At 41.3% G+C, this 21,632-nt stretch carries 20 protein-coding genes; 7 read left to right on the plus strand and 13 right to left on the minus strand.

Annotated elements, in window-relative coordinates:
* Nucleotides 1–108: 108 nt before the first annotated feature.
* Nucleotides 109–1,020: an AEC family transporter gene (locus EV695_RS13985; protein ID WP_131906599.1), complete on the minus strand. Its 912-nt coding sequence runs from the start codon at nucleotides 1,018–1,020 to the stop codon at nucleotides 109–111.
* A gap of 579 nt (nucleotides 1,021–1,599) precedes the next feature.
* Between EV695_RS13985 and EV695_RS13990 the strand changes: the two genes are divergently transcribed.
* Entirely contained in the window at nucleotides 1,600–3,903 is a 2,304-nt protein-coding gene (locus tag EV695_RS13990) for a peptidase U32 family protein (protein ID WP_131906600.1), read from the plus strand.
* 7 nt (nucleotides 3,904–3,910) lie between these two features.
* The gene (locus EV695_RS13995) at nucleotides 3,911–4,621 is read left to right on the plus strand and encodes a glutathione S-transferase (protein WP_243651622.1); all 711 of its coding nucleotides are present in this window, start codon (nucleotides 3,911–3,913) and stop codon (nucleotides 4,619–4,621) included.
* A gap of 386 nt (nucleotides 4,622–5,007) precedes the next feature.
* Here EV695_RS13995 and EV695_RS14000 read toward each other — a convergent pair whose 3' ends face one another.
* The 4 genes from EV695_RS14000 to EV695_RS14015 all read right to left on the minus strand — a co-directional run bounded on the left by EV695_RS14000 (nucleotide 5,008) and on the right by EV695_RS14015 (nucleotide 7,776).
* Nucleotides 5,008–5,370 (minus strand): DUF4345 family protein, encoded by a 363-nt coding sequence (locus tag EV695_RS14000; protein ID WP_131906601.1) that lies wholly within the window; start codon nucleotides 5,368–5,370, stop codon nucleotides 5,008–5,010.
* 97 nt (nucleotides 5,371–5,467) lie between these two features.
* Nucleotides 5,468–5,929: an SRPBCC family protein gene (locus EV695_RS14005; protein ID WP_131906602.1), complete on the minus strand. Its 462-nt coding sequence runs from the start codon at nucleotides 5,927–5,929 to the stop codon at nucleotides 5,468–5,470.
* A 7-nt stretch (nucleotides 5,930–5,936) separates the two neighbouring features.
* The gene (locus EV695_RS14010; protein WP_131906603.1) at nucleotides 5,937–6,752 is read right to left on the minus strand and encodes an SDR family NAD(P)-dependent oxidoreductase; all 816 of its coding nucleotides are present in this window, start codon (nucleotides 6,750–6,752) and stop codon (nucleotides 5,937–5,939) included.
* A 73-nt stretch (nucleotides 6,753–6,825) separates the two neighbouring features.
* Nucleotides 6,826–7,776, minus strand: coding sequence for an SDR family oxidoreductase (locus EV695_RS14015; RefSeq protein WP_131906604.1), 951 nt, complete (start codon nucleotides 7,774–7,776; stop codon nucleotides 6,826–6,828).
* A 166-nt stretch (nucleotides 7,777–7,942) separates the two neighbouring features.
* Here EV695_RS14015 and EV695_RS14020 point away from each other — a divergent pair, with 166 nt between their 5' ends.
* Complete coding sequence (locus tag EV695_RS14020; RefSeq protein ID WP_131906605.1) at nucleotides 7,943–8,827, plus strand: AraC family transcriptional regulator; 885 nt, start codon at nucleotides 7,943–7,945, stop codon at nucleotides 8,825–8,827.
* A 63-nt stretch (nucleotides 8,828–8,890) separates the two neighbouring features.
* On the opposite strand, the gene EV695_RS14025 is transcribed toward EV695_RS14020, so the two are convergent.
* Nucleotides 8,891–9,751, minus strand: coding sequence for a metallophosphoesterase family protein (locus EV695_RS14025; RefSeq protein ID WP_131906606.1), 861 nt, complete (start codon nucleotides 9,749–9,751; stop codon nucleotides 8,891–8,893).
* A gap of 404 nt (nucleotides 9,752–10,155) precedes the next feature.
* Here EV695_RS14025 and EV695_RS14030 point away from each other — a divergent pair, with 404 nt between their 5' ends.
* The 3 genes from EV695_RS14030 to EV695_RS14040 all read left to right on the plus strand — a co-directional run bounded on the left by EV695_RS14030 (nucleotide 10,156) and on the right by EV695_RS14040 (nucleotide 11,979).
* The gene (locus EV695_RS14030; protein WP_131906607.1) at nucleotides 10,156–10,761 is read left to right on the plus strand and encodes a type 2 periplasmic-binding domain-containing protein; all 606 of its coding nucleotides are present in this window, start codon (nucleotides 10,156–10,158) and stop codon (nucleotides 10,759–10,761) included.
* A gap of 142 nt (nucleotides 10,762–10,903) precedes the next feature.
* Entirely contained in the window at nucleotides 10,904–11,518 is a 615-nt protein-coding gene (locus EV695_RS14035; RefSeq protein ID WP_131906608.1) for a hypothetical protein, read from the plus strand.
* 77 nt (nucleotides 11,519–11,595) lie between these two features.
* Nucleotides 11,596–11,979: a hypothetical protein gene (locus tag EV695_RS14040; RefSeq protein ID WP_131906609.1), complete on the plus strand. Its 384-nt coding sequence runs from the start codon at nucleotides 11,596–11,598 to the stop codon at nucleotides 11,977–11,979.
* A gap of 124 nt (nucleotides 11,980–12,103) precedes the next feature.
* On the opposite strand, the gene EV695_RS14045 is transcribed toward EV695_RS14040, so the two are convergent.
* The 5 genes from EV695_RS14045 to EV695_RS14065 all read right to left on the minus strand — a co-directional run bounded on the left by EV695_RS14045 (nucleotide 12,104) and on the right by EV695_RS14065 (nucleotide 16,556).
* Complete coding sequence (locus EV695_RS14045; RefSeq protein ID WP_131906610.1) at nucleotides 12,104–12,541, minus strand: hypothetical protein; 438 nt, start codon at nucleotides 12,539–12,541, stop codon at nucleotides 12,104–12,106.
* A 97-nt stretch (nucleotides 12,542–12,638) separates the two neighbouring features.
* On the minus strand, nucleotides 12,639–13,529 hold the full coding sequence (locus EV695_RS14050; RefSeq protein WP_131906611.1) for an NAD(P)-dependent oxidoreductase: 891 nt from the start codon (nucleotides 13,527–13,529) through the stop codon (nucleotides 12,639–12,641).
* An 89-nt stretch (nucleotides 13,530–13,618) separates the two neighbouring features.
* Nucleotides 13,619–14,896, minus strand: coding sequence for a TRAP transporter large permease (locus tag EV695_RS14055; RefSeq protein WP_131906612.1), 1,278 nt, complete (start codon nucleotides 14,894–14,896; stop codon nucleotides 13,619–13,621).
* Nucleotides 14,896–15,447: a TRAP transporter small permease gene (locus EV695_RS14060; RefSeq protein ID WP_165874716.1), complete on the minus strand. Its 552-nt coding sequence runs from the start codon at nucleotides 15,445–15,447 to the stop codon at nucleotides 14,896–14,898. Before EV695_RS14060 ends, EV695_RS14055 begins: the two co-directional genes overlap by 1 nt.
* A 125-nt stretch (nucleotides 15,448–15,572) precedes the next feature.
* Nucleotides 15,573–16,556, minus strand: coding sequence for a sialic acid TRAP transporter substrate-binding protein SiaP (locus EV695_RS14065; protein ID WP_131906614.1), 984 nt, complete (start codon nucleotides 16,554–16,556; stop codon nucleotides 15,573–15,575).
* A gap of 329 nt (nucleotides 16,557–16,885) precedes the next feature.
* Here EV695_RS14065 and EV695_RS14070 point away from each other — a divergent pair, with 329 nt between their 5' ends.
* Nucleotides 16,886–17,674, plus strand: coding sequence for an IclR family transcriptional regulator (locus EV695_RS14070; protein ID WP_131906615.1), 789 nt, complete (start codon nucleotides 16,886–16,888; stop codon nucleotides 17,672–17,674).
* Nucleotides 17,675–17,880: 206 nt separating this feature from the next.
* On the opposite strand, the gene EV695_RS14075 is transcribed toward EV695_RS14070, so the two are convergent.
* Nucleotides 17,881–18,873, minus strand: a complete 993-nt coding sequence (locus tag EV695_RS14075) for an alpha/beta fold hydrolase (protein ID WP_131906616.1) — start codon at nucleotides 18,871–18,873, stop codon at nucleotides 17,881–17,883.
* 401 nt (nucleotides 18,874–19,274) lie between these two features.
* Nucleotides 19,275–21,557, minus strand: a complete 2,283-nt coding sequence (metE, locus tag EV695_RS14080; RefSeq protein WP_131906617.1) for a 5-methyltetrahydropteroyltriglutamate--homocysteine S-methyltransferase — start codon at nucleotides 21,555–21,557, stop codon at nucleotides 19,275–19,277.
* Nucleotides 21,558–21,632 lie beyond the last annotated feature (75 nt).

Below are 21,632 nucleotides of genomic sequence, written 5' to 3' on the forward strand. Positions count from 1 at the left end.
TTGCCTTTGATTATTATTTCACATATATATCAAAGATGGACCTTTCAAACTAATACGGCATATTTAACTCGCCGGATGCATATTAACGTGTTTGAGAAGAAATAACGGCTATATTCCCAGTATCCAGAACAACACAAAAAAAGACAAGCTGGAAAATATCGTCTGAAACGTAATGATACGAGACATCAAACTATGATCTCCCCCCATATTTTTCGCTAAAATATACGAGGCTGGCGCAGTGGGTGATGCTGCAAAAATAAGAATAATTATCTGTGTCTGACGATCAAAACCAAACGCGAGAGTGATGCCAAAAGCGATAATGGGGTAAATCAATAATTTCAACGCGCTGGCTGTTAAAAGCGGTCGTAATACCGACTTCAAATCTTTAACTATCAGCGCCGCACCAACTGCCATCAAGCCAATCGGCAAGGCAGTAGAACCCATCAAACTAATCGTAATCTGCACCGGAGAAGGTAGATGGATATTACTCAAATTAAGCCCAATGCCGATAACACAGCCAATAATCAAAGGGTTTTTAATAATTTGCTTCAGCACCGCCATGAAGTTTGCAGGTCCGTGTCTTGTGCCATAACGATGCAATACGATCACCACCAGAAAATTTAATGCAGGAATCAGAATCGCGGTAATGATGACCGCAGTAATCAAGCCCGAATTACCAAAAAGGTTTTCCGCCAGCGACAAACAGATAAAGGTATTGAAACGAGTTGTCCCCTGAAACACCGAACTAAAACTCGGATTTTCAACCTTCAACAAAGGCTTTATCAATAAGGTAATCAAGCCGATGATCGCCATGCCCAAGCACAAGGCAGATATTAGCGGAATCGCATCCGTATCTGAGAGATCCGCATCCGACATTTTCGACACCAGCATCGCGGGGAATAACACGTAGTAAACCAGTTTCTCTGCGTCATTCCAGAATGCTTCGCTCATTAATTGATAATGACGCATCGTGTAACCCATCACGATTAATAAAAATATGGGGAGAATGGCGTTGATCATGACAAATAAGTGACTGCTAATTGGCTACAAGAGAGGAGAATGTACTTCTGATTATTGAATTTGAATTATCCTATATTCTAGGTCTAAGAAGAAAGCAGAGTTTTGTCTTTTAGCCATTTAAATAGATGTAGAAAAAATCGCCTGAAAAAAAATGCCCATAAGTGGGGAGGTGGCTTTCTTAGGCTCACCAAGAGCCAAGAAAGCACATCGTAGATTCCGCAAGGAATCTTCGATGTACAATGATCGATGTACAATGGTCGATCAACAACTAATATCCTTAAGACTCAAAAGCTATAATCTAAACCTCACCAGGAGCCAAGAAAGCCCATTGTAGATTCCTCAAGTAATCGCCGATGTACCTTGTCTACTCATCTTCAATCCCAATAATTTTTCATTGTTAAACTCGGCTACTTATTCACCCTGCTACGAATGTACTATTTGGCATTCATAAGAAACATAGCGATACTTCTCCATTACCGTTAAAATCGCGCGTTAAACCATCCACTGTCCGTATCCAACGAATCATATCGGTCAGCCCAATTAGTAACATAAAAGTTAAAGAAGTTAGTGAGTAGCAACATGAGTAGAAAAATTGAATTATTAGCACCCGGTGGCGATGTTGAAGCCATTAAAGCCGCCGTCATAGCCGGTGCCAATGCGGTCTACTGTGGTCTGGATAAATTCAATGCGCGCAATCGCGCTTCTAACCTTTCTTTTGATGACTTAACCGGTGTTATCCGATTAGCGCACAAATACGATTGTGAAGTGTTCCTGACGATGAACGTGGTGATTCTGGAACAAGAACTGCCTACCCTGATCAAACTATTGAATAAATTAGTCAACTCGGGCATCGATGGCATCATCGTGCAGGACCTTGGCGTATTCAATTTAGTGAAGAAGTATTTTCCGACGCTTGATATTCACGCTTCTACACAGATGACCACACACAACGAAGGGCAGATCAAGTTCCTCGCCAAGATCGGCGCATCACGCCTTAACTTATCGCGCGAGATGAATATCGACGAAGTGAAATCACTCACCGCCCTCGCCCACGAACACAATGTACTTACCGAAGTGTTTGTACATGGTGCCTTGTGCATCGCGTTTTCTGGTCAGTGTTATTCCAGCTCGGTGAGTGTGGGTAACTCGGGTAATCGCGGTAGCTGTAGCCAGGCCTGTCGTGAAGAATATGAAATCACCGAAGCGGGTAATAAATTCCCGCTGAATCTCAAAGACAATTCGGCCTATTTTGATCTGCCTCAGTTGGTTGAAGCACAGGTTGATTCATTGAAAATTGAAGGCCGCATCAAAAACGCACACTATGTTTATACCGTGACCGACACCTGGCGCAAGTCGATCGATTCCTTTGTTGAATCGGGTAAGTTACTTGCTGACGATTCGAATTTGCATCGTGTTTTTAATCGCGATTTTACCAACTCGTTTTTACAGGGCAACCTGACGAAGGATATGTTCATCGACAACCCTCGTGATCACAGTATTAAACACGCAGTTGATAATAGTAGCGCCAAAACAGTGATTCAGATTCAGGAAATCAAAGACGACTTATTCGTTAAAAAAGATCAGATTGGCGAAGAACTGGCAGAGAAAACCCAATACCTGAGCATTGCAAAACTTCCCTTGCAGATGACTTTTTCTGGTCAACTCGATCAACCATTAACGTTAATCATGACAATTGGCGATTCTACTATCGATGATGTTGATGGTACGAATGGAGTGACGGCTAACAAAGTCCATACTTTGCAGACCGAATCAAAACTGCGCACAACCAAAGATTTAGCCATCACTCAAGGCGTTATTGAAAAGCGTTTCAAGAACTTTGCTAGCGATGGTTATACCGTTGAAGGGTTTGATTGTAGCGATTTAGGCGAAGACTTAAGTATTCCGTTTAAAGAACTGACTTTAATGAAAAATCAGGCCGCTTATTTATTAAACGGTGAAGTTGAGATTGTTCCTCATGTGGAAGTGCCACGTTTAGAACATCATCCTAAAACGTCGACTAAACACAGCATGTCGATTCTCATCGCTGACGAAAAAGATGTGCATTTGTGTGACCTCACCGATGCAGATGTCTATTTCAAACTCCCTGAAAGCTGGAAAAAAGATAACGACAAATACATCGAAATCTTTGAACGTAATCCGCAATTGATTCCGTGGTTCCCTGCCGTTTTAATCGGCAAAGATTATGATGAGTCTGTGCGTCTACTCGAACGTATCCGCCCTGCTCGCATTGTCAGCAATAATACCGGTATCGCTTTTGTCGCCTACGAAATGGGTATCGAATGGATTGCAGGACCTTTCTTGAACACCACCAATTCCTATGCGCTATTAACGCTGCAAGAAGAATTGAATTGTGCCGGTGCCTTTATTTCTAACGAGATAAATCGCATTCAAATCAAAAATATCGCACGCCCTGAAAACTTCAAAATGCTCTACAGCATCTATCACCCTATTCTGATGATGACCAGCCGCCAGTGTTTCTTCCAGCAAACCGTTGGCTGCAAAAAACCCAGCATTGAAGATGGCTGCATGCTGAAGTGCAAAAAAGAAACCACGATTACCAGCGTTAGAGGTGTGAAGTATGCTGTCGATAAACAACGTGGTGGTTACCCCAGCATATACAATCACGAGCAATTCCTGAACCCGGAAATTGTTAATGATCTGGGCGATTTATTTGACGAGTTCTTTATCGATCTCACCAATATTGGTGCAGGTTCTAAACAGGAACACGACAAAACAGAATTGATTATGCACTTCGAAAACCTGTTAAATGCAGACAATGATTACGACAAAGAACAGGCGCAACTAGAGTTAAGCCACATGGTCACGCTCTCGACAAACGCCCAATACAGTCAAGGTTTGTAACGCTTTTATGTCGATTAACACGCCACTGCCATTAGCGATTCTATATTCGTTACAAAACTGCCCTTACGCGATGCGCGCAAGGCTGGCACTGTTATTAGCTGAGCAACAGGTGCAATTACGCGCAATAACGATGAAAGACAAGCCAGAGGATATGTTACACGCCTCACCCAAAGGCACGGTGCCTGTTCTGATCGTCAAAAAAGAACGACACAGCAAAGACGATGGATTTGATCCAGAGAATGATCAAGTTGTCGAAGAAAGCCTGGATGTAATGTTGTGGGCACTGAAACGCAACGACCCAGAAAATCTACTCTACTATAATGACCTAGAAGCACTCACAGAAATGCTAAAGGTCATCGAAGAAAACGACAAAGAATTCAAACCCAGTCTGGAAAAATACAAACGAGCTAAACGCTTTCACGGCGACGATCTAGAAACATGCCGCCTGGAATGTGAACCCTTTGTGCAAAAGCTGGAACAACGTTTATCTGAGAATGAATTCTTCATGGGTGCAACCCCCAGCTTATTAGACTTCGCGCTGCTGCCTTTTATTCGACAGTTTTCACGCGTAAATAAAGCGGTATTTGCACAAGACGAATACGCCAATTTGCGCCTATGGTTAAGCAAGCATTTGCAAAGTCGCTTATTTTCCAGAGCCATGTTCAAATATCCTTTGTGGTTGGAAACGGGTGAAGTTTGTGTATTTGGATTGGATTAATCTTTTTTAGTCACCCCCCTACTTTAGGGCACTTTTTATTCTATTTCTTGAAATGACAAAAAGAACTTATGCTTTGCGGAATGAGCTTGTGTTTTTGTCATTTAATAATATAAAGCGAATGTATGTAGAGCAAGGAGCGTTTTAGAACACTGTAAGTTAAAAACTTTTTAGAAATCCAAGTTGTTAACGGTTTCATAAATAAAAGTACATAAAATCGGCCTTCACTCTACCTTCACTCTACCTTCACTCTACCTTCACTTAGTATAGATAAATCACCTAAAAACACCTTATCTAAGTCATTATTTTTACAATAAAATTTCCACAACGCGCTACAAGAATACAACCTGTATACACAAAATTTCTTTCTCAATATCCCACCTTATTTATTATGTGCGGACTCTGAAATACCACCATACCAAAGGCACTAAAATAACAATTTCAATGCCTATGTTTAGCCATTGCTTTGCCACTGAACCATCCAGCATTATCCCAATTAACCGAGCTACCAATAAACCAAAAAAAAGTGAAGAGAGGGTAGCTGCTATTGTTGTAATCCAGGGTTGTATTTGATGATGAAACAGAAGTAAAAATCCGAAACCGATCAATAAACCCCACCATATTCTTCTTTCAACAGCTTCAAATGTATCACTGGGGATTGGCTTGTTGCTTACAAGCTCTGGGTTTGAGACTAAGACTAAGCCAACAATAATTAATGCAACACCAATAAATCTAAAAATACTAATATCCATAATATACTCCTGACATTGCACCACAGTTGATAATGCAACCCACTCAAATATTGTGTTATACAGTCTAATTCTGACAAGACTGAACTAACTGCTTGTTCTACTTTTCATAGTAAGCTTTATAGGCCTTTCCTAGTCCTATAAAGGCTGATTTCTGCGCTCTGCGAAAAACATATTTCATGAGCCAACCCGTTCCAAAGTATTTCGGATTAAAACCGCCTTTATATTTTGAAAGCAGTCCACCTTTGTATACTTCTAAGAATAGCTCGCCACCAAAGTCGTTAACAGGCATGCTGCCGTTACGGGTTGCATAACTGAAATATTCAGGCGGACGAAAACCAACAATATCCTCAGTGATATTCAATGAACCTGATATCACAGAGCGAACGGCCCCTACTCCGAGAGGATCATCTTTGCCGGGCTTAATGATAGATATCTCCCCTGGCAAGATATCCGATTTTGACCAAGCCTCATAATCGAAGAACATATCCCAAAATTTTTGCTGGTCAACATCGGGATAGAAATACTCAATTTCGTAATAAACCTTCTTAGTATTGTCCATCTTGTAGTTAGCTTTTGAACGCTTGCTTTGCTAACAACTTTGAATCATATTTTTCATCACCTTCAAAATGAGGAGCATAACGGTCAAAGGCCTTGGTGAGCTCTTCTGCTGTTTCCCCGAAATAATCTTTTGCCCAGGGATGAGATACAATATAGAATTCACGATTTTCAATCTGTGGCCAAATAATTTCTACAAACTCATCGGCAGGCATACCAACTTGTGTTAGCGCTTTGCTGCCTCCCAGCTCTGTTTGAACTATCCCCGGATAAATACAACTCACTTGGATATATTCAGGCATCTCTAGTCTCAATGTTTCGCAGATTGCTCTGGCAGCATACTTTGATGCGGCGTAGCTTCCGACCATAGGGCTGGGAATATATAAGCCCACTTCAGAATTCACGTTCAAGATCAATGCGGGGGAACCTTGCTCAATCAAACGCTTGCCAAATGCCCAAATGCCATTCAGCATTCCAAATATGTTGACGTCAAATACCTGCTGAAAAGCTTCTTTCGATGAATCGATAATTGGCTGCGGAACCCCAGAGACACCGGCATTATTGACAAGAACATCGACTTGTCCGAAATTGTTCCAGACATAATCTGCCAGTGCCTTAACATCATCTAAATCTGACACATCGCAAACCTTGTAATGGGCATCAAGCCCCTTATCTGTCATTTCTTTTACTGCTTGCTGAAGCCTGTCTTCGCGTCTGGCACAAATAATTACCTTTGCGCCTTCATGAGCAAATTTATTCGCTATTGAATTTCCGATACCTGTCGCTCCGCCAGTAACGACAACTACTTTGTTGTTGTAACTCTTCATAACTCTTTCCTATCTATGAATGGTGAATGCACCTATTTATAAATTCTGTTTACTGTTTCTTAACTTTATCTTGTTAAACAGTCCACTCAAACCCGGTCTCCTTTTCCGACCGACTCCATAATTTTTCCATAACGGTTTTGTCATATGCGTAAGGCTCCAAGGTGCCTTTGCCTACTGGGCCAATCATTTCCATACGTCCAGTGGGACCATAAAGCGCCCTCTGCTCCAGACCCTTTTGAGTTGCACACATCACCTCTGGATAAGCCCCTTTCTCAGCTGTTTGAACCATCGGTGACTTGGTCATAAGCCACCAGGCAATCCTCGTGATAATGCCGCCACTTGTACTGATCAAAGATGTTGCGGATGATCCGGGGTGACAAACATAGACTTGGACGTTTTTGTTTGTTGCTTTGACCTTGTCTTGAAGTTCGTAGGCAAACATCATTTGCGCCAACTTACTTTGACTATAAGCAGGATTGGCACTGTATTTTTTGTCCCAATTCATATCATCGAACTGGATTGTCCTCAGTCCTAGCTTGTAGCCAAGGCTAGCGACAACCACGATTCGCCCTTTAGACTCTTCAATACGACCAAAGAGCATTCCACACAGAACAAAATGGCCATAATGATTAGTACCAAGTTGGCTTTCAAACCCATCTACGGTAAGCTTTTGTGTCGGAACTTGTGCAATAGCAGCATTGCAGATCAGTGCATCGATTTGAGGAACCGTATTTAAGACTTCTGCTGCGGCTTCGCGCACACTCGCTAACACTGAAAGATCCATCCGAATGAACGTCACATCAGTGCCTGCACCAAATTCCTGTTTTAATAACTCAATAGCGGCTGTCGATTTATCTGCATTGCGGTTTAACATCACAACCTTTGCACCCTTAGACAATAGAATTCTACTGGCTTCAAAACCTACACCACTATTAGCGCCCGTAATAATGTAAGTTTTACCTGCGAGAGAATCTAATTCCTCAGGGGTCCATCCCTTTTCTCCAAAATTCTTCGTAGTTTCCATGTAAATACTCCTGTCTAAGACAGTTAAATAATTGATGAGACTAACGTCTCGATTGAGATAACTATAACTCTCATAAATACTCTTAAATAGGCGAAATAATCTCTAAAAATTGCCTATTTGTATCATCATAATTGAAATATGTAATTTCTAGTGATACTTTCCGGTTATGAGTAAACAACAAATAAAACAATTGATTGAAAACAAAATTTTCGAAGACGGTATGGTGGGAACTGGCGTTGAGGGAGTAAAACTCTTCCGAGTGACAGACTCTATTCGATGCGCGCCAGCCGTCTATGAACCGACGGTTATAGCCATCCTTAATGGAGCAAAAGAAGCGATATTAGATGGTCAGCGATATGTATATGACAGCAATCAATACATGTGTTGTAGCATGTCGATGCCGGTTGAAGCAGGTACACCGACAGCCTCACCAGAGAATCCCCTTATAGGTGTTTATATTTCACTTGATACGAAAGTGATGACCGAACTAACGATAGAGATGGAAACTGCCCCCGGCGCTATACGAAAGCCCAACAGTGGCCCGCTCCCACAAGGTTTTGCACTTGCCCAATGGGACGACTCATTCTCAGAAGCATTATTACGCTTACTTCAATTAACAGATACTCCTGAAGATACCTCGGTACTGGGGAATGGGCGATTGCGCGAATTGTATTATGCTGTTTTAAAGGGCGACGCTGGAGATTCCGCAAGGCGCGCCTTTGGCGTGGGTAATGAAATTGCGCGATCCATTGAATATTTATCTACCCGACTAGACGAAGCAGTGACTATTGAAGAGATGGCCTCAAAAGCAGGAATGAGTCGCGCTGTATACCATCGAAAATTCAAACAGGCGACTACCTTGTCGCCCATTCAGTTTGTTAAATCCATGAAGCTAAACAGTGCAGCAATGAAGATAGCAGGCGGAATGAATGTAAACGTTGCGGCAATGGAAGTGGGCTACACCAGCTCTTCTCAATTCAGCCGGGAATTTAAACGTTTGTATGGGGAGTCACCTAAACAATGGAGTCACCTCAAGCAATTGGCATCTTAAAAAAGACGAAAAGCTGTTGTAAATTTAAAGTGAGAACACTCCAATCTGTTGGGTGCGAGTGCATCAGATCAGCGCTAAAGCAATGCCTTGCTGTCGCTTTTCATACTCAGGCAAGACATCCATACTTGGCCATAACCCCGTTTTAAGGGCCTGATGATAGCCTTGGGTTAAATGTATTTTCAGCATTTGTTGGCGGGCTGATTCAGCATCATACTTTAAGCGATGATGTGTAAAACGAATCTCATCATCAACAGTTTCCAATAGCGAAAACCAAACGGATTGAGTACCGTCATTCGCTGGCATGCCCAATGCACCTGAGTTATGCCACTGCTTGTTATCAATTTTTTTTGTGAATGGTAAACCGGAATGGCCTGCAATAATGATATCAGTATCAGTATCATCACACAGTGAGAACTCATCGATAAAGTCTTTATCTGATTGGGAAGCAAACATAAATCGACTGGTATCAGAAACCGCACCGTGAACGACTCGAACTAATTTATCTTTAACGGTAAACTGCAAATGTTCGGGTAATTGTTTAAACCAATCTCTTTGGTCTTGTGTAGTCGCCGCATCGGCAATTGGATACCAACCTCGGGATAAAATATCGCAAGTCGTGTTTTCATCAAAACCACAACCGCAATCATCCGCTTTCGTGGCGAGTGATTGCTCAACATTCCCTTGAATACAATGAACGCCCCAGTCCCTAATGAGTTCCACCGTTTCGTATGGGTTACCACAGTAGGCAACAATATCGCCAGTGCAGATACATTGATCGGGAAGGAAATTATTTTCAGAAGCCCAGTCTCGTAACGCTTGAGTTGCTTGCAAATTAGAATAACAGCCACCAAAAATTAGCAGTGGTGCTTCTACCTTTTGTAGATCCTGGGTACGAGCTTTGCTTGTCTTCTTAAAGGCCATCATCGAATAAATTCCTGATCAAAATATTGTTAGTTGATAATACTATTGAGACATACCTATGTTAACCACTGCTTTTATTTTCAGCCAATTAGCAATGATATGAACCCGACTTAAGCAATAACGATATAAATAATCAAATGGATGTAGCACAATTAAGAATAGAAAATCACACCCCCCTACTTTTGGACACTTTTTCCTGTCTAACGATCGTTTTCCATCTCCTTCAAATAAGCCGAGACACGCAGAAAGTTGACGTAGGTTTTGCAAGTTTGAGCAATTTCAGAATTGAGTTCTATTGAAGAACACCTCACGACAAGCATAGAGCAAAATTTAATAGAACCATTCGCCACAGCATTATATTATCGAAAGAAATTTTCTCCTTCAGAAGACATCATCAGGAACAAATCATGCTTAAAGTGGCTACCTTAGGTCCTTCGGATAGTAATCATGATTTTGTTACGAAAAAATACCTCAAGACACTTGATATTAAGAAATCCTGTATTGTGCTATTTGAAGATTTTGACAGTGCTGTAACATTATTAAAAAGTGGAGAAGTCGATTGTATTATCCAATGCGCTGCTCATCCCGATGTCAGTAAAAACATTGGGGCTAACCTCGGTGATATTTTCGTCATTGATACGTTTATTTCTGAGAGCAAACCCTTAGCGGTAGTTACACAAACTGGAATAAAACAGCCAACATCCATAGGCTTTCACCCAGCGACTAGAGAATACGTGAACCTGGATCAGTGGACAGAGCATTTCGAGGAGCAATCTACCGTCAGGGTAGCGGAAGGACTCCTATCCGGAAAATATCATTCTGGAATTACGGCACTGGACATTGCTGATAATAATCCCGAGGAATTTCGAGTCGACTCTGTGATCGGTTCTGCACAGGATGCGTGGATAGTCTATTCATCTCGTTCTGTTTATTCAGGAAACCTGATTACATGGCGCGATGGGCCCGGCGCATATTTATTGCGTGAAATTGCTTCAACTGAAAAGAGCGATTGAAAACCTAAGATAAGAATTATCAAACACCCAAGAAATATCCAATAAAAAAGTGCCCTAAAGGTGGGGGGTGGCTTAAAATATAACCCTATTCTCAAGCGATCGATCTAAAGCAACTCTACAAGCACAATAAGCATTTAAAAATATGGATTCTGATGTTCTCTACAAAGTCATTTTATTCTGGCTGATTTTTTTTATTACACCCGGACCTGTGTGGGTGTCGGTGATGGAAGCGACACGAAAGCTTTCTGTGCCCGAAATTATTGCGTTTTTCTTGAAGGTGTTTTTCCCAGCCAGCCTTTTTATACAATCTACTCAGGCTATCATTTCTGTTTTCTTTATTGGATTTGTCTCTACGTTTTTCTCTCAGGTTGGTTTGTTATTTTATATTCTGGGCGGCATGTACATCACTTACCTCGCTTACAAAACGTACAAGAGTAAACAGTCCAATACCTTATTCACTCTGGGCTTTGTCAATCTGGCAGTGATCATGTTGTTATCACCCAAAATCTGGTTATTATTTCCTTCGGGCGCGGCTATTGTTAATCAGCTGACAGGTAGCACCATCACCAATGCCTTGGTATTTGCATCGAGCATGATGTTGGTTTTAAGCATTATGTTTGTGGTGTATGCAGCCATTGGTAAAATTGGCACGCGCTTACTCAAAGACAATTTTTCTTATCTTGCTACTGGTCTACTCTTACTGTTTGCGGTATTTTTGTTCAATGAAGCGTTTACAATAGGTTTTGCAAAAGCCTGACACAGTGAATAATTAGAAGGCACTTAACAAAAACTAATTCTATCAAACGTACATTATTCGATTGAAAGGAGTCCGATATGAATCCATGGTTATTTCCGTGGTTAGGAATGTTTAAGGGACCATTAAGTGGCGATGTCACTCAGGATATTTCTCCTATTACGAGTCTGCTTTCACCGCAATTCGAATTTAACTTCGCGGGAGACCGCAGCATAGAATCAGAAGTCGTGGCTGACGTTGCCAGTTACGGTAAACAGCTTGGAATTTTGTCAGAGGCATTGATTGAAATTGCTGAAGGTAAACAAGGTGATGCCCTGAAAAGATTACAAAAGCTGACAATTGAAATAGAGGCAGTCAAGGATAGACACAAAGATAAACTTGAGCAAACTGTAAAAGCTGATCTGGATAAATTGAAAAAAGACGACCCTGAAAAACTTAAACAGCTAATTGATGAATATCGATAAGGCACTATGCTATATATTCACAACGTTTCCAATGTATTAGCTTAAAACGTCTGGCACCCCCCTACTTTAGGGCACTTTTTTCTGGAAGTGCCCTGTCTTCATCAAGAGTGTCTTTACAGGTTGATCAACGTGTTTGATGCTGATGCACGGCCAGTTGTTCAAAGGCGAGAGCAACCCAGCCACTGACTAACATATCAAACCATTGTTCTACACCGCTACACGCGACGACCACATTGCCGTAAACAAAGGATCCGTAAAAAGGCAAATCACCCTCTCGTAAAGATGATGGGTGCATTGCTTGTGTTACAACGTTTGGCTGACTGTCGCGCCATGCCTGTTCCGCTTTGCTACGTGCAAATTCATCGTAAGGATTTTCCCAAACATCAGTATTACGAATGGATTCCTGATATAAAATCGCATCGTTAAAGTCACATTCCCAGGGTTTTAACCGGGGATCCATAATAACGATATGAAGTTCTTTTCGATTAGTCCGTTCGAACAAAGCTTCTATTGATGGTTTAACTAATTCAATAGCCTGTTGTGCGATTTCTTCATGCTTCATATATTTTGACCCCATATTTAGTGGAACCTTTTCTTCAAAGAAAAGGTTTTAACGATGTGATTTTTTAGCCTTGTGCTTTGCTAATGTAATGTTTGATTTACTTTTCTAGTTTAAGGAAGTAATCAAAGATTTCGGGGACATTACCTTCACCTAGACCAGCATCCAGTGCCGCTTTTAAATTTGCAGAAGTGCCTTCAGCAATGGCTGTTTTGCTTCCGAGGTCGTTAACCATTTCTACGAAATAGCCAATATCCTTATTTGCATTTGCGATTGAGAAACCCAAATCACTCACGCCATCTACGGCATAGTTCTTACAGAACTGCATAAAAGGAGAGTTAGAAGGACCTGCCGACATAATGTCGAACAATTGCTGACCATCGATACCCGAAAGTTTCGCCACAGCAAATGCTTGCGACATTGCACAAACAGTCGTCATGCCAAGGAAGTTATTGATTAGCTTTGTGGTATGGCCTGTACCTAACGCGCCTAGGTAGAAGACATTCTCACCTTGCACATCCAGAACTGGCTTAACCTTTTCGAATGTTTCTTTATCACCAGCCGCCATGATATTCAGTAAACCATCTTTAGCATGAGCTGGAGTACGACCTAATGGTGCATCGATCATGCCTACCCCTTTTGCCGCAAGGTCAGCGCCTATTTTGCGTGTAGAAGCCGGAATAGATGTACCGAAATCGATCACTACAGAACCTTCTTTTATGCCTGCCAGAATTCCGTCTTCTGCATACATCATGTTTTCTACAACATCTGAAGTTGTCAGACAAAGCATGACGATGTCGCTCGCTTCAGCTAATTCCTTCGCTGAACTTGGCGCGCTCGCATTTCCACGCGAAAGTACAGTTGCAACGGCATCTTTGTCGAGATCCATCACGTTTAATTGAAAACCATTCTTTTGAAGGCATTCAACCATATTGCCACCCATGAGGCCGAGTCCGATAAAGCCTATTGTTGGGAGTTTTGTATCTGTCATAATTTTTGACCTGCTTGTTTAATTAGTTAGTTAATTGGTTAAATGATTGATTATTTGTGTAAATTTAAAAAGTTACTCTAATCTGGTGTTTATCGGTAAAACATTTCAGGAAGGTATAAAACGATTTCCGGAACAAATGTGATTAACAATAAAACGAAGATAAGGGGAATTAAAAAAGGTGCCGTTGATTTAACACATTTTTCGAAACTGACCCCAGAGACATCAGAGAGTACGTATAGCACCATTCCCACGGGAGGTGTAAGCAAACCTAGCATTAAGTTTAAAACAACAATAATGCCCAGATGCACAGGGTCTATACCGACTGCTGTTGTGATTGGGATAAGTATAGGAACGAGTATGGTCATCGCAGCTATCGTTTCCATGAACATGCCGATTAGCAAAACCAGAACCATTATTATTAATAAAATAACAGTTTTATTGTCTGACAGGTTTAACAGAAAATCACCCAAGTGTTGCGCGACCTGATTCGCCGTCAAAACCCAGGCAAAAACCGCGGCACTGGCAATAATCATCAAAATAGCGGCAGTGGTCTCGATAGTATCCATGGAGACTCTGACGATATGTCGCCAGGTCAGCGTTTTATAAACAACCAATCCCAAGAATAAAGAGTACATAACAGCAGCCACTGCAGATTCAGTCGGTGTAAACACACCTGTAGAGACACCACCGATAATAATCACAGGTGTGAGCAAAGGTAATATGGCTTTCTTAAAGGTGTGTGAAAGTACTGCTAATTCGAAGTGACTATCTCTAGGATAGTTTCGTTTTTTAGCGTAATAGGCAATCATTATCATCAATGACAAAGCCATCAAAAGTCCTGGAATAAGACCCGCTGCAAATAATTCCCCGATAGAAACCGAGGCCATGACACCATAAATCACTAAAGGCAGAGATGGTGGAATAATAGGACCAATAATGGATGATGCGGCCGTAATTCCTACGGAAAACTCATCATCATAGTCGGCATCTCTCATCGCCTTGATTTCGATATTTCCTAAACCACCTGCATCAGCAACAGCAGCGCCTGACATGCCGGCAAAGATCACGCTGGCACCTACATTTACGTGGCCTAAACCGCCGTGCATCCACCCTACCATTGCTCTGGCAAAGGCAAAGATCTTGGTGGTTATGCCTGCGGTGTTCATTAAGTGCCCAGCCAGAATAAAGAATGGAATGGCGAGCAATGGAAAGCTGTCGATACCGTTGATCATATTATGCGCCAATACGACATCGGGTAGACCATCAATCAAAATATAGACTAACGAGGCTAAGCCCAGAGACACCGCCACCGGTGCGCCAATGACTAGCAGAACGATTAAAGTAACAAATAAAAGTGTGAGAGCCATTAATAATCCTTAATATTCAGTTTTTCAGTGTAAATATCTTGAGCCGAGGTTTTTATGTATTTCACAATATTAAAAACGGCAAATACCACTGATACAAAACAAGCGATGGTCACGATGTAATAAACAATATTTTTGGGGAGGTTGACGGACACCATGTTTTGCGTAGTTTCGCTGGCCAGCACATAACATAACCAGCCTAAATAAGTGAAAAAGCCACCGACTAATACTTCAACCAGAAGCACGATAACCTTTACTGACTTAGCACTTAGGTAGCGATAAAAGAACTCTAAAAAGATATGTTTATGCTTTCGTACATTACTGGCAGAACCAACAAAAGCTAACATAATCAGAATGTATCGTGCGATTTCTTCAGTCCAGGATAGACTGTCGTTTAAGACATAACGCGTAATAAACTGTAACGCCACGATGACAAATAAAACAAAGAAAATTAATAAGACCGGTATATCAAACCATTTCACATCGGAAATATTATCGCTAACTTCTGCTTCAGCTTCTAATTCTTCGATCGTCTTTTCTGTTTTTGTATTCATAATTATATGTGTATTAATGTCCCCCTTCTTTTTACACATGAGTTGGCGCTAAAGAGCCAGTGCAAAACACGTGCACGCACGATCTAAAGAACAAGCGTCTTTATAAAAAGAAGGGGGAGATTTAATTAATTACCAGGAATAGCCTGTAACTTTTTCAAGTCTTCTGCAGTGAAAGGCAAGCTTGGATCATCAAGTAAAGGAGTTACCTTGGTAATAAATGGCGCACGATCAACGTCATTTACAGTGATGCCTTTACCCTTAAACCAATCAACTAAAGTCTGTTCCGCAGCGATAATTTCTTCAGTCGTCCATTTAGCCGCTTCTTTTAATTCAGCGATAACAACTTTTTGATCGGCATCACTCAACTTGCCCATCGCTCTTTCCGACACAATAGTCACAACCGAGTCTACGATATGGCTTGTTAAGTTAATGTTAGATTGCACTTCATAAAAACGCTTGGCTTTAATCGTTGTTAGTGGATTTTCCTGTGCGTCTACTACACCTTGTTGTAATGCTAGATATACTTCAGCAAATGCCATTGGTGTAGGGTTTGCTCCTGTCGCTTTCGGAAAAATGATAAATGCAGGTGCATTAGGCACTCGAATCTTCAAATTTTTCATGTCGTCAGGTTTGGTGATTGGCTTGTTAGAAGTAACATGTCTTGCGCCATAATAATTCAGTGCAACAACGCGCGATTTATTATTGGTTGCTTTACCGTAACCTGCCGCAATCTCTTTAAACAGATCACTATCACGATAGTTTTTCCAGTGATCTAATCCTCTTAGAGTAAAAGGAAAGTTTGTCATTGAAATCGGGCCATAGGCTGCACCAGCAAAACTCGCACCAGTATAGATAACATCAACCGTACCGAAAGAAAGACCTTCGTTGATTGCAACTTCTTTACCTAATTGCGAAGCCGGAAATACTTTGACCTTAACGCGGCCTTCCGTGGCTTTTTCTATTTTCTCAGCGGCCATTTCAGCGGCTTTGTGTAATGGATGACTCACCTCATATACATGGGCAAACTTTAACTCTTCAGCTGCCTGAGCATTAAAGCTTGTTAGCAGGGCTACCGTTAATACGACACCCATTTTTTTTAACATTTTCATTTCCTATCTCCTTGAAGTAAAAGACAACTCAAAATGAGTTGCGCCTAAATTTCCTATTCACTCAATGCCTCAGGTATACAAAGTTTCCGAGCCTGTCGTTTACTTTGAATACATGGCCTATTCAGTTAATAGGTAAATTCTCCTGACATGACGATACGCGGGGTTGGTCAATGCCACTTTATTATATGTTTCGTATTATGAAACTACGTTGCTTAGTATTGAACGTTTAACTTAAAGTAGAACTGAATTGAAAACTTGTCAATAAAAAACCTCTAATAATGAAATATAATTTCTTGACATCATATGCCATTTCATAATATGAAACGTCTATGGAAGATAAAATTACAAAATTGAATACAATTGGCAAAGCAATTAGTGTTATTGAAACGATTCGAATGGCAAACCGTCCACTTAGAATCAAAGAGATCGCTGAAGCTTTAGATTTGAATAAATCATCGCTACATCACCATATAAAGACCCTGACCGAATTTGGATACTTACAACAAGATTCTGATTCACGGAAATATGATATTGGTCTTAATCTGGTAAGAGTTGGGCAATCTTATTTACAGCGTCTGGATGTACGTGAAAGAGGACATATCTATCTGGAGCAATTAAGCAACGAACTAAACCAGACCGTTCACATGCTGGTGCTAGATCACGACGAAGCGGTGTATATTGATAAAGTGGATGTCAATCACCAGCCTGGCGCATTGCAATGTTCATCGTTTATTGGAAAACGAACCGACCTCTATTCAACGGCATCCGGCAAGGTGTTGTTGTCGAATCTGGAACAGGGATCATTGAATGCTATTCTGGAAAATATAAAATTAAAACCCATCACGCCTTACACGCTCACAGACGTAACTGAATTTGAAGAAGACTTAATACGCTGTAAAGAGCGCGGCTATGCCATGGACTTGCAAGAGCACTCAATGGGTTTGCAGTGTATTGCTGTTCCTATTGTAAATTCACATTCTCAATGCGTTGCGGCGGTTAGTGTCTCGTGCCCTATTGCAACAATTTCGACTGAAGAATTGGAAACAACCGTATTAGAAAAACTCAAAGATACCGGGATGAAAATATCTTCTGTGATGGGCTATATTGCGACCTATTGATTAAGACTAGATAAGAGTCGAATGCCACGTTATTCGTATTGTTTCTAAAAGCATTAATTGAAAAACTGCCTATAAGTAGGGGGGTGCCATTTAAACTTATTAAAACTTTTGATAAGAATGAAACAATGGGATCAAACTCTTAAAACAAGAAAAGCTCTTTTCAGAGCTTTTCTTGTTTATTATGGTGATCAAAACCTACAGCAACCTTATTTATCAAGCGCCGTATTTAATGCTTCCATAAATCGCGCATGATCTTCGTATAAGGTCATGTGACCCAGTCCTTCTAATTCGAGCAGGGTTGACCCTTTGATAAGCTTTTGTGCGTTTTTCCCTAGTTTGTTATATTCGCCAAGCTTTCTGGTAACGCCTTCTTTTTTCCAGCCTCTGCCAGGACCTGTTTTATCTCTAGTCCCGATAATCAGGAAGGTTTCACTGGTAATATCAGGTAATCTAGCAACAACATTTTCTGAGAATATAGGACCGTAGGTTAAGGCATTATTCCATGCAACCACCGGCCAATCTTCACTTGCCAGCATGCCTTTTAGTGGAATCAAAAGCTTGTCGTACTCTGGATCCCAATCGCCATCGTAGTAATTCTTCTTTTGATAGCCTTTTGCGCCCTTGAGGGTTTTAGCCAGTTCTCTTTTATAGAAAAAATTCACGTCTTTGACTTGCGCATATTTACCGTAATCTTCTAATCCTAATGGATTCATTAAAATCAGTTTATCCACGTATTCACTATGATTCACAGCAAAGGTCGCAGCGACCATACCGCCCATAGAGTGCCCCACAATAACCGCTTTTTTAATGCCCAGACTATCCAGTAGAGACTTGGTATTTAAACCCAACTGCCCAAAGCTGTATTGGTAATAATCTGGCTTGGATGATTTACCAAAACCGATCTGGTCCGGCATGATCACTCTGTATTTTTTCTTAAGCAGGTCTTTTGCGACCTTTTCCCAGTAGTAACCTGAAAAGTTTTTGCCATGTAATAAGACTATGATTTTGTCAGAATCTTTATCTCCGACATCCATGTAACGCATTTTCAAGACTTGTTGCTGTGAGTTAAACTCGAAAGTACTCACTTCAAAAGGATATTCAAACCCATCCAGTTCTTTGTTGTACTTTAACGTTTCTTCGGCCAATACCTGTGTACTGAGCACAAAGAAAGCAACTAGCATTAGTATATATTTATTCATCTTAACCTCGTCTTTTCTTAATGTGTTTTTAATTTTATATCCGAACTAACGGAGATTTAAGCCACTTACATGGTTCTCACTCGTATCCTTTTAAACGTGGTTATCACAGCATCGAAGTACGACAGAATAATTTTGAAAAACTGTAATAGGTCTATTTAGCGGGAATTGAATAGTCATCTCTTTAGAAAATAATTTGAATTCACGATGACTGAGAAAAATTATAGGACTCTCTCGCTATTATTTTGGTTCTTTACATAAATTTACAAACACGAGTCAGCTTAGATCGATTAATCCTCAAATAAAAATATGCCCCAAAGTGAGGGGGTGTATTTGTGTAAAACACTCCCCTCCACTATTTGAAAACTTATCCATGTTTTATAGATAACTTCATTTAAAAGCACCTATGCAGCTGCCTTATTTAATTGCTTACTCGCCTCGACCATGTTTATCAACGCTGGTTTTACCTCTTCCCAGTTACGCGTTTTTAAACCGCAATCCGGATTGACCCAAAGACGCTCTGCGGGAATTCGCTGCGTGGCTTTCTGCATCAGATTGACCATCGCTTCAACCGTTGGGATATTTGGCGAATGAATATCATAAACGCCCGGTCCTATTTCATTCGGGTATTGGAATTGGTCGAACACATCGAGTAATTCCATATCCGAACGTGAGGTTTCGATGGTAATCACATCCGCATCCATATCGGCAATCGCTTTAATGATGTCGTTGAATTCCGAATAACACATGTGCGTGTGAATCTGCGTTTCATCTTTTACGCCATTGGCGGTAATGCGGAAGGCTTTGATTGCCCAATCCAGATACGCCTGCCATTCTGCTTTGCGTAACGGTAGCCCTTCTCTTAATGCAGCTTCGTCTATCTGAATCATGCTGATGCCTGATGCTTCCAGATCTAACACTTCATCACGAATCGCCAATGCCAGCTGCAAACAGGTATCGGCGCGTGTTTGGTCGTCTCTGACGAATGACCAGTTGAGAATAGTCACGGGTCCTGTCAGCATGCCTTTCATTGGCTTTTCAGTGAGTGATTGCGCATACCTGCTCCACTCGACGGTCATTGCCGTCGGGCGTGAAATATCGCCATAAATAATCGGTGGTTTTACACAGCGCGAACCGTACGATTGCACCCAACCAAATTGGCTAAACGCATAACCTGTGAGCTGCTCACCAAAGTACTCAACCATATCGTTACGCTCAGCTTCACCGTGGACTAATACGTCTAAACCGAGTTCTTCCTGTTCGCGAATACAACGTTTGATCTCTTCCTGCATCGCGTTTTTGTAGTTATCATCAGACAAAGTCCCAGCTTTATAATCACGGCGAGATTGTCTAATTTCACCGGTTTGCGGGAAGGAGCCGATGGTCGTGGTTGGATACAAAGGCAAGTCGAAACGTTGTTGTTGTCGTTTTGCGCGCTCTGTAAAAGATGACACGCGGTTTTGCATTTCATCATTAATTTGTGCCACACGCGTTGCAACCGCATTGTCATGCACACGATCTGAATTCTTTCGGCTTTCAATGGCTTTGGCATTATCGGCTAAGGCATCGGCGACTACTTTTTCGCCTTCATTTAAAGCACGAGAAAGAATCGTCACTTCGTCTAATTTTTGAATCGCAAAGGACAACCAGGACAGTACCTCGGCATCCAGTTTTTCTTCACTTTCCAGATCAACAGGTACGTGCAATAAGGAGCAGGAAGGCGCTAGCCATAACCTGTCTCCCAATAACTCATGAATAGGCTTCAACCATTCCAGTGTTTTATTCAGATCTGTTTTCCAGATATTACGACCGTTCACCACACCTAAAGAGATCACCTTGAAATTAGGCAACCAATCGATGAGTTTTAACACTTCATCTTTGGCGTTAATCGCGTCTAAATGGATACCATCGACGGGTAGTTCGCAGGCCAGGTTTAGGTTCTCTTGTAGCTTGCCAAAATAGGTGGTTAATAAGAATTTAACGCTGGTTCGCTTTAAACTGTAATAGGCTTTTCGTAAAGCATGCTGCCAGTCTTCGTCTAACTCTAAAACCAGAATTGGCTCATCAATTTGTAACCACTCTACCCCAGCTTTCTCTAATTCAAGTATCAACTGCGCGTAGGTTGGAATTAATTGATCAAGTAAATCGAGTTTATTCGAAGCGTCTTTTGCTTTACCCAACCAAAGGTAACTTACGGGACCGATAATGACAGGTTTAACATTTACTCCTTGTGCTTTTGCCTCTTCGATTTGCGCCAGAATACGACTCGCATCCAGCTTGAATGTGGTGTCTTTATCGAATTCAGGCACGATGTAATGATAGTTGGTATCAAACCATTTGGTCATTTCGCCTGCTTGAACACAGGAACAGTCAGACTCGGTTGCAGATGATCGTCCCCTCGCGACACGGAAGTAATCATCCAGGGAATTGTCAGATATGTTTTGCACACGCTGAGGAATATTACCGAGCATGAAGCTAGTATCCAGCACCTGATCATAAAAAGAGAAATCACCGACAGGAGAATAATCCAGCGCCTGTTGTTCTTTCCAGTGATTCTGTCGCAGTGATGCACCAGTGTTTAATAATTCCTGTTGCGAGATTTCCTGCTTCCAATACTTCTCTAATGCGTATTTTAGTTCTCGTTTTTTACCGATTCGAGGGAATCCCAAATTATGTGTAATTGCCATTGTTTTGTGCTCGATGTGTGAAAGAACAGACAGTGTATTTTTATTTTAAGATGAACTATAGTGATGGTTTTTGCA

Source organism: Cocleimonas flava (genome assembly GCF_004339015.1).
GTDB lineage: Bacteria > Pseudomonadota > Gammaproteobacteria > Thiotrichales > Thiotrichaceae > Cocleimonas > Cocleimonas flava.